Source organism: Streptomyces sp. NPDC058674 (assembly GCF_042716505.1).
GTDB lineage: Bacteria > Actinomycetota > Actinomycetes > Streptomycetales > Streptomycetaceae > Streptomyces.
Genome location: NZ_JBHXSC010000122.1, coordinates 305 through 7,712, shown reverse-complemented (window position 1 = coordinate 7,712; position 7,408 = coordinate 305). Strand labels below are relative to the sequence as shown.

Here is a 7,408-nt window from a genome sequence, read left to right as displayed (position 1 = left end):
GCCCCGCCCGGCCCGGGGCGCGGGCCCGCGCGGGGCCCCGTCGCACGCCCGCGCCCGGCGGGGGCGCCGCCGTCCGGCCCGCCACCCCCCGCGGGAGCGCTACGGCAGGACCCGTACCCCCAGCTGCGCCGCCAGCGCCGGCGCCAGGTCGAACAGCTGCACCGTGCTGATCACCGCCCCCGCCAGCGCGTCCACCCCCCGCGCGATGTCCAGCTCGGAGGCGGCCCTCAGGTCCACGTCCGTCATCCGCACCCCGCTGAAGTCCGCCCCGCGCAGCACGCAGTCGCGGAACTCCACCCGCTCCAGCACCGCGCCCGCGAAGTCCGGCTCCACCAGCACGCACCCCTCGAAGACCACGTCCTTGAGGCGCGCCTTCCGCAGGTTCAGGTAGTCGATCTTGCCCCCGCGGACCACCACCCGTTCCAGCGCCGCCCCGTGCAGCTGCACCCCGCCCAGCCGGGCGTCCACCAGCTCCACGTCCCGCAGCGAGGCTTCCGACAGGTCGGTCCCGACCCCCCGGACGCCCTCCAGCACCGAGTCCACGAACCGCGCCTTCGCCAGGCCCGCCTCGTCCAGCACGCAGCGCCGTACCGCGCAGTCCATGAACCGGGCCCCGACCCCCTCCTGCCCCGTCAGGTCCAGATCGGCGAACTCCACACCGTCGTAGTCCCCGTCCGGCTCCAGCCCGCCGCCGGGCCACCGGGCCAACTCCGGCAGCCGCACCTCCGGCCGCCTCGCCGCCTTCACCGTCCGCTGCTGCTGTCCGCTTCGCGCCATCCCCCCATCCTGACGCACCCCGCCGACACCACCCCTTGACGTCAACCGCGCGGGAGGTCGGAACCCGAATCCCACGACCACCACCGCGGACGCCACCACGGCCGCCACCACGGCCACCACCGCCGAAGCCGCCGGCCCGACCCGGGCGGCCCCCGGACGCCCGCCCGCCGGCACCCCGCCCGCCAAGCGCTCAGGCAGTGCCGGCGGCCGTACGCCCGGACGCCTCCGCGGACGCGCCACCGGACACCCGCCCGGACGCGTCCGCGTCCCGGCCCCCGGCCCCCGGGCCGCCCAGTTCCGCCAACGCCCCGTCCGTCATCCGGTACACCGACCACTCGTCCTGCGGCCGCGCGCCCAGCGCCTCGTAGAAGGCGATCGTCGGCGCGTTCCACTTCAGCACCGACCACTCCAGCCGCTCGTACCCCCGCTCCACGCACGTCCGCGCCAGCTCCGCCAGCAGCGCCTTGCCGTGGCCGCCCCCGCGCGCGTCGGGCCGTACGTACAGGTCCTCCAGGTAGATCCCGTGCGCCCCGCGCCAGGTCGAGAAGCTCAGGAACCACATCGCGAAGCCGACGACCTCGCCGGCGTCCGTCTCGGCGACGTGCGCGAACACCGCGGGCCGCTCCCCGAACAACGCCCCGCGCAACTGCTCCTCCGTGGCACGGGCCTCCTGCGGCACCTTCTCGTACGCGGCCAGCTCGCGGATCATCGCCCGGATGACGGGCACGTCGGTGACTACAGCGCTGCGGATCATCCCCGCACTGTAGGGGCCGTTCCGCAGTCCCCGCCCGCCGCGCGGCGTGCGCCGATCCCCCGGGAAGGAGCCGGACAGCCCTCAGACACCCCGCCCCAACAGCAGCGCCGCCACCCGCACTTGCTCCTCCGGGAGCCGCTCCTCCCCGTCCTCCACTTCCCACAGGCAGTTCTGCAGCACCCGCCCCAGCGTCCACGCCCGCGCCCGCTCCCGGTCCAGTCCCAGCACCTCCGTCAGAAGGTCGAACCGCCACCGCACCTCCCCCGGCGCGACGTCGTCCACGATCGCGGGGAGCAGCTCGAAGCCCGGGTCCCCGGCCAGCGGCTTCGGGTCGATCGCCAGCCACTCCTCCCGGCCGCCGGCGCCCCCGGCCAGCACGTTGCCGTAGTGCAGGTCCCAGTGCAGCAGCCGGTCCCCCGGTTCCCCCGCCACCTCCGCCAGCGCCGCCGCGCAGTCGCCCAGCACCCGGCGCTCCCGCCCGTCCGCCAGCCGCTCCAGCGCCCGCGGTACGTCCGCCAGCATCGCGGCCGCGACCTCCCCGAGCCCCCGCAGGCCGACCGGAGCCGTCACCGCCGTCAGCCGCGCCAGCAGGGCCGCCACCACTCCGAGCGCGGCGCGCGGGTCCCGCTCCGCCACCGCCGACAGCGGCCGTGCCTCGTCCAGCCGCTCCAGCAGCATCGACCCCGTCGGCCCGTCGTGCTCCAGCAGCCGTACGGCGCCCTCCCCGCCCCACGCCCGCAGCGCCGCCGGCTCCCCCGCCGTCTCCTCGTCCACCGGCTGGAGCTTCAGCACCGCCCGCGTCCCGTCCGCACGCTCCACCGGCAGCACCAGCGCCGCCACCCCGTGCATCCCCGGCCCCGTACGCCGCAGTTCCCACCGCTCCAGGAAGCGCTCCGCGAGCGCGGGCAGCCCGGCGACGAACTCCCGTCCCGCCGTGCCGTCGTACTGCTCCAGCGCCTCGGCCAGACCCCGCGGGACGTCCACCTTCTCGACCATGCGCCGAGGCTACGGCGGCGGCCGCACCGCGAAGGGCGCCTCCGCCCTCGCGCCGTCCCCACCCGCGCACCCCGTCGCGGCCCCGCCCAGGAGGGCCGCCGCCGCGACCGCCGCGACGACGCGACCGGCGCGCCCCAACCTCCGTACGACCGCCCCGAAACAAACCCTCTCCACATAACGACGACACATCCCCCGGCTCGCCGTACGGTCCTCCGACCCCGCCCCACATCGGCCATCCGTCCGTGGATTCCTCCCCGGAACGCGACACTCCGCCCCTGGACACCCCGGCGAAACCGGGTGTAGCAACTCCCCCATGACGATCAACGGCGGCATCTCCTTCTGGTACGCGACCGATCCCACCGCCCCGGCCGCCCCACCCCGCGCCCCCCTCACCGGCGACGCCACGGCCGACGCCGTCATCGTCGGCGGCGGCTACACCGGCCTGTGGACGGCCTACTACCTCAAGCGGGCCGCCCCCGACCTGCGGGTCACCGTGCTGGAGCAGAAGCTCTGCGGCTACGGCGCCTCCGGGCGCAACGGCGGCTGGCTCTACAACGGCATCGCCGGCCGCGACCGCTACGCCGCCCTCCACGGCCACGAGGCCGCCCGCCGCCTCCAGCACGCCATGAACGACACCGTCACCGAGGTCATCGACACCGCCGCCAAGGAGGGCATCGACGCCGACATCCACCGCGGCGGCGTCCTCGAGGTCGCCCGCACCCCCGCCCAGCTCACCCGGCTCAAGGCCTTCCACGCCGCCGAGCTCGCCTTCGGCGAGACCGACCGCGAGCTCCACGACGCCCCCGCCACCCGGGCCCGCATCAACGTCGCCGACGCCGTGGGCTCCAGCTGGACGCCGCACGGGGCCCGCATCCACCCCCTCAAGCTGGTCACGGGGCTCGCCGCCGCCTGCGAACGCGTCGGCGTCGTCATCCACGAGTCCACCCCCGTCACGGAGATCGCCCCCCGCAAGGCCGTCACCCCGTACGGAACGGTCCGCGCCCCCCACGTCCTGCGCTGCACGGAGGGCTTCACCGCCTCCCTCAAGGGCCACAAGCGCGCGTGGCTCCCGATGAACTCCTCGATGATCGTGACGGCGCCGCTCCCCGCCGCGACCTGGGCGTCCCTCAACTGGTCGGACGCCGCCACCCTCGGCGACATGGCCCACGCCTACATGTACGCCCAGCGCACCGCCGACGACCGCATCGCGATCGGCGGCCGGGGGGTCCCGTACCGCTTCGGATCGCGCACCGACAACGACGGCCGCACCCAGCCGGCCACCGTCACCGCCCTCACGAACCTCCTGACCTCCTTCTTCCCGCAGCTCGCCGGCACGGAGATCACCCACGCCTGGTCGGGTGTCCTCGGCGTCCCCCGCGACTGGTGCGCCACCGTCACGCTGGACCGCACCACGGGCCTCGGCTGGGCGGGCGGCTACGTCGGCTCGGGCGTCGCCACCGCCAACCTCGCCGCCCGCACCCTGCGCGACCTGGTCCTGGGCGAGAGCACCGACCTCACCACGCTCCCCTGGGTCAACCACCGCGTCCGCCGCTGGGAGCCGGAGCCCTTCCGCTGGCTCGGCGTCCAGGCCCTCTACGCGGCCTACCGCGAGGCGGACCGCCGCGAAACGGCGACCCACAGCCCGACGACCACCCCGCTGGCCCGCCTGGCCGACCGCATCTCGGGCCGCCACTGACCCCGCGCCCGCACACGCCGAAGGCCCCGGACCGGTCGGATGCCGTGGGCTGCCCACAGCATCCGTACCGGTCCGGGGCCTTCGCACCGGGGCCCCCTGTCGGATTCGAACCGACGACCTACGCATTACAAGTGCGTTGCTCTGGCCGGACTGAGCTAAGGAGGCACGACACCGCACGTGAACCGCCACGCGCGAAGCCGCCATCACTCTACACAGGGCCCGATGGCGGCCGGGGCGGCCGCCGGGATTTGCCCGCGCCGGGGATCCGGGCCGTCAGGGTGCTGACAGGAGCGGGAGCGGCGGGGTAGCGTCGGGCAGAGTCCGGGCTACTGGACTAGACCTTCCACTCGGATCGTCCGGCACGTTCCTGCCGGTAGAAGGGATTCACCCCCATGGCTTCTGTCACGTTCGACAAGGCGACCCGTCTGTACCCCGGCGGCGACAAGCCCGCCGTCGACCAGCTGGAGCTGGAGATCGAGGACGGCGAGTTCCTCGTCCTCGTCGGCCCCTCCGGCTGCGGCAAGTCCACCTCGCTGCGCATGCTCGCCGGCCTGGAGGACGTCAACGGCGGCGCCATCCGCATCGGCGACCGCGACGTCACGCACCTGCCGCCCAAGGACCGGGACATCGCGATGGTGTTCCAGAACTACGCGCTGTACCCGCACATGTCCGTCGCCGACAACATGGGCTTCGCGCTCAAGATCGCCGGTGAGGACAAGGCCACCATCCGCCGCAAGGTCGAGGACGCGGCGAAGATGCTGGACCTGACCCAGTACCTCGACCGCAAGCCGAAGGCGCTCTCCGGCGGCCAGCGCCAGCGCGTCGCCATGGGCCGCGCCATCGTGCGCAAGCCGCAGGTGTTCCTCATGGACGAGCCGCTGTCGAACCTCGACGCCAAGCTCCGCGTGTCCACCCGTACGCAGATCGCGGCGCTCCAGCGCGACCTCGGCATCACCACCGTCTACGTCACCCACGACCAGGTCGAGGCCATGACCATGGGCGACCGGGTCGCGGTCCTCAAGGACGGTCTGCTGCAGCAGGTCGACACCCCGCGCAACATGTACGACCGCCCGGCGAACCTCTTCGTCGCCGGCTTCATCGGCTCGCCGGCCATGAACCTGGTCGAGGTCCCGATCACCGACGGCGGCGTGAAGTTCGGCGACAGCGTCGTCCCGGTGTCGCGCGAGGCCCTGTCCGCCGCGGCCGACGCGGGCGACCGCACCGTCACGGTCGGCGTGCGCCCGGAGCACTTCGACATCGCCGCGACCGGCGGCCTGACCATCGTCGTGAACGTCGTCGAGGAGCTCGGCGCCGACGGGTACGTCTACGGTTCCACCTCCGCCGCCGAGGGCTCGCAGGACCTCGTGGTCCGCGTCGGCGGCCGCCAGGTCCCGGAGAAGGGCTCCGAGCTGCACGTGGTGCCGCGGGCCGACGAGATCCACGTGTTCTCGACGTCCTCCGGCGCGCGGCTGTCCAACTAGCCGCTCCCGTCGGGCCGGTCGGGCCGGTCGGGCCGATCACGCCCGTCGGGCCGCGGCGGCGTGCAGGGGGCGTCCTCCCGGGGGCGCCCCTCCTGCGTTCCGGCGGCCGCCCGCGCGGTGCGCCCCCGCGGCCGCGGCGCACAGCGGTACGCACCGCCGCGGACCCCGCCGCCGGCCCCGCCCCGAGCCCCGCGGGAATTCCGGCAGACCGGGCATTAACCCCCGGCCGTCAACCCGTTATTCGAAAGACCACATCGAACCGTCCCCCGACCGGGTGACTGAATGTCGCCAAATCTTCACCGAGCGCTACTCTCGCCCTCGTGACCCACACTGCCCGCCGTATCGGCCGTTCCCTCGCCCTGGTCCTGCCCGTCGTCCTGGTCCTGTCCGGGACCCTCGCGGTCACCATGGTCCCCTGGGCGGACACTTCCCCCTCCCAGATCCTGACCGCCTCCGCCGAGGACGTCTCCGTCCCGGCGAAGCCGCGCGCCGCGCAGGACCTGCTGCGCGACAAGCTGCTGAGCGAGTTGCAGCAGGGCGAGCAGCCGGGTGACGTCCTCACCCACCTCCAGCAGGAGGTGGACCGGCGGCCGTCGCTCGCCGAGCACTGCGTGGGCATCGCGCGGGCGCTGGGCCGGGCCGCCGTCGACGTGTACGGCCCGACGAAGGCCCAGTCCTTCGCGCGCCCCGTCTGCGACACCTCGTACGCGACGGGCGTCGCCTCCATGGGCTGACCCGTACCGCGTCCGTACGCTGGCCGGTATGACCGAAACGCCCCCAGCTCCACCCCAACCGTCCGTTCCCGCAGCCGCGTTCCCCGCCGCTCCCGTCCAGGCAGTCGTCCTGGCGGGCGGGCAGGGCTCGCGGCTGCGGCCGTACACGGACGACCGCCCCAAGCCGATGGTCGAGATCCCGGGGACCGGAACGCCGATCATCGGGCACCAGTTGGCCTGGCTGGCCTCGGAGGGGGTCACCGACGCGGTGGTCTCCTGCGGGCACCTCGCCGAAGTGCTCCAGGAGTGGCTGGCCGGGGCGCGGCTCCCGCTGCGGGTGACGACGGTGGTCGAGGAGGAGCCGCTGGGGCGCGGCGGCGGCCTCAAGTACGCGGCCCGGCACCTGCCTTACCCGGAGCTGTCCTGGTACGCGACGAACGGCGACGTCTGGACGCGCTTCTCGCTCCGCGACATGGCCGCCTTCCACGCCGAGCGCGGGGCGACGGCGACGCTGGCGCTGGCCCGGCCGCGCATCCCGTGGGGGGTCGTGGAGACCAACGGGTTGGGGCAGGTGCTGGACTTCATCGAGGCGCCGCCGTCGCCCTACCCGGTCAACGCGGGCGTGTACGTCTTCGGGCCCGGATTCGCGTCGCTGCTGCCGGACTCGGGCGACCACGAGCGGACGACGTTCCCACGGCTGGCGCGCGAGCGCCGGCTGGCGGGCTTCCCGCTGCCCCAGGGCGCCTACTGGCGGGCGATCGACACGGCGAAGGACCTGGCCGAGGCCGCGAGGGAGCTGGCGTCCCAGACGGGCCCCTGAGGCGTCCCCACCGCCGCCCGGCGCGACACTCCCCCGCCCTGGACCCCCGCCCCGCACGGCCCGGTTGCGACCCCGCCCGGATCGCGCACGGATCGCACACGGATCGCGCACCGGGGCCCCGGCCCCCCCCGCCCGGGCCCGGCCCCCCGGGGGGGTGGTGTGCCGCTACGG

General features: G+C 74.7%; 7 protein-coding genes and 1 tRNA gene. 4 read left to right on the top strand and 4 right to left on the bottom strand.

What is annotated here, in order from left to right; translation table 11 throughout:
- Positions 1 to 99: 99 nt before the first annotated feature.
- The 3 genes from ACFWU6_RS33220 to ACFWU6_RS33210 all read right to left on the bottom strand — a co-directional run bounded on the left by ACFWU6_RS33220 (position 100) and on the right by ACFWU6_RS33210 (position 2,527).
- Entirely contained in the window at positions 100 to 777 is a 678-nt protein-coding gene (locus tag ACFWU6_RS33220) for a pentapeptide repeat-containing protein (protein WP_383985162.1), read from the bottom strand.
- 190 nt (positions 778 to 967) lie between these two features.
- The gene (locus tag ACFWU6_RS33215) at positions 968 to 1,531 is read right to left on the bottom strand and encodes a GNAT family N-acetyltransferase (RefSeq protein ID WP_383807155.1); all 564 of its coding nucleotides are present in this window, start codon (positions 1,529 to 1,531) and stop codon (positions 968 to 970) included.
- Positions 1,532 to 1,612: 81 nt separating this feature from the next.
- Positions 1,613 to 2,527: an aminoglycoside phosphotransferase family protein gene (locus ACFWU6_RS33210; RefSeq protein ID WP_383985159.1), complete on the bottom strand. Its 915-nt coding sequence runs from the start codon at positions 2,525 to 2,527 to the stop codon at positions 1,613 to 1,615.
- 313 nt (positions 2,528 to 2,840) lie between these two features.
- Between ACFWU6_RS33210 and ACFWU6_RS33205 the strand changes: the two genes are divergently transcribed.
- A complete protein-coding gene (locus tag ACFWU6_RS33205) occupies positions 2,841 to 4,223 on the top strand; it encodes an NAD(P)/FAD-dependent oxidoreductase (protein WP_383985156.1) in 1,383 nt (460 codons plus the stop codon).
- 90 nt (positions 4,224 to 4,313) lie between these two features.
- On the opposite strand, the gene ACFWU6_RS33200 is transcribed toward ACFWU6_RS33205, so the two are convergent.
- Positions 4,314 to 4,388, bottom strand: a tRNA-Thr gene (locus ACFWU6_RS33200).
- Between the two features lie 227 nt (positions 4,389 to 4,615).
- Between ACFWU6_RS33200 and ACFWU6_RS33195 the strand changes: the two genes are divergently transcribed.
- From ACFWU6_RS33195 to ACFWU6_RS33185, 3 genes are all read left to right on the top strand, one after another.
- Positions 4,616 to 5,704 (top strand): ABC transporter ATP-binding protein, encoded by a 1,089-nt coding sequence (locus ACFWU6_RS33195; RefSeq protein ID WP_383985153.1) that lies wholly within the window; start codon positions 4,616 to 4,618, stop codon positions 5,702 to 5,704.
- A gap of 320 nt (positions 5,705 to 6,024) precedes the next feature.
- Positions 6,025 to 6,438 carry a hypothetical protein gene (locus ACFWU6_RS33190; RefSeq protein WP_383807167.1) on the top strand — a complete coding sequence of 138 codons (414 nt, stop codon included), beginning with the start codon at positions 6,025 to 6,027 and terminating at the stop codon, positions 6,436 to 6,438.
- Positions 6,439 to 6,466: 28 nt separating this feature from the next.
- Positions 6,467 to 7,237 (top strand): NDP-sugar synthase, encoded by a 771-nt coding sequence (locus ACFWU6_RS33185; RefSeq protein ID WP_383985150.1) that lies wholly within the window; start codon positions 6,467 to 6,469, stop codon positions 7,235 to 7,237.
- Positions 7,238 to 7,408 lie beyond the last annotated feature (171 nt).

Coding starts and splice junctions, on each gene's coding strand:
- ACFWU6_RS33210 (WP_383985159.1), bottom strand. CDS start 2,527: ATGGTCGAGAAGGTGGACGTCCCGCGGGGTCTGGCCGAGGCGCTGGAG.
- ACFWU6_RS33185 (WP_383985150.1), top strand. CDS start 6,467: ATGACCGAAACGCCCCCAGCTCCACCCCAACCGTCCGTTCCCGCAGCC.
- ACFWU6_RS33220 (WP_383985162.1), bottom strand. CDS start 777: ATGGCGCGAAGCGGACAGCAGCAGCGGACGGTGAAGGCGGCGAGGCGG.
- ACFWU6_RS33205 (WP_383985156.1), top strand. CDS start 2,841: ATGACGATCAACGGCGGCATCTCCTTCTGGTACGCGACCGATCCCACC.
- ACFWU6_RS33195 (WP_383985153.1), top strand. CDS start 4,616: ATGGCTTCTGTCACGTTCGACAAGGCGACCCGTCTGTACCCCGGCGGC.
- ACFWU6_RS33215 (WP_383807155.1), bottom strand. CDS start 1,531: ATGATCCGCAGCGCTGTAGTCACCGACGTGCCCGTCATCCGGGCGATG.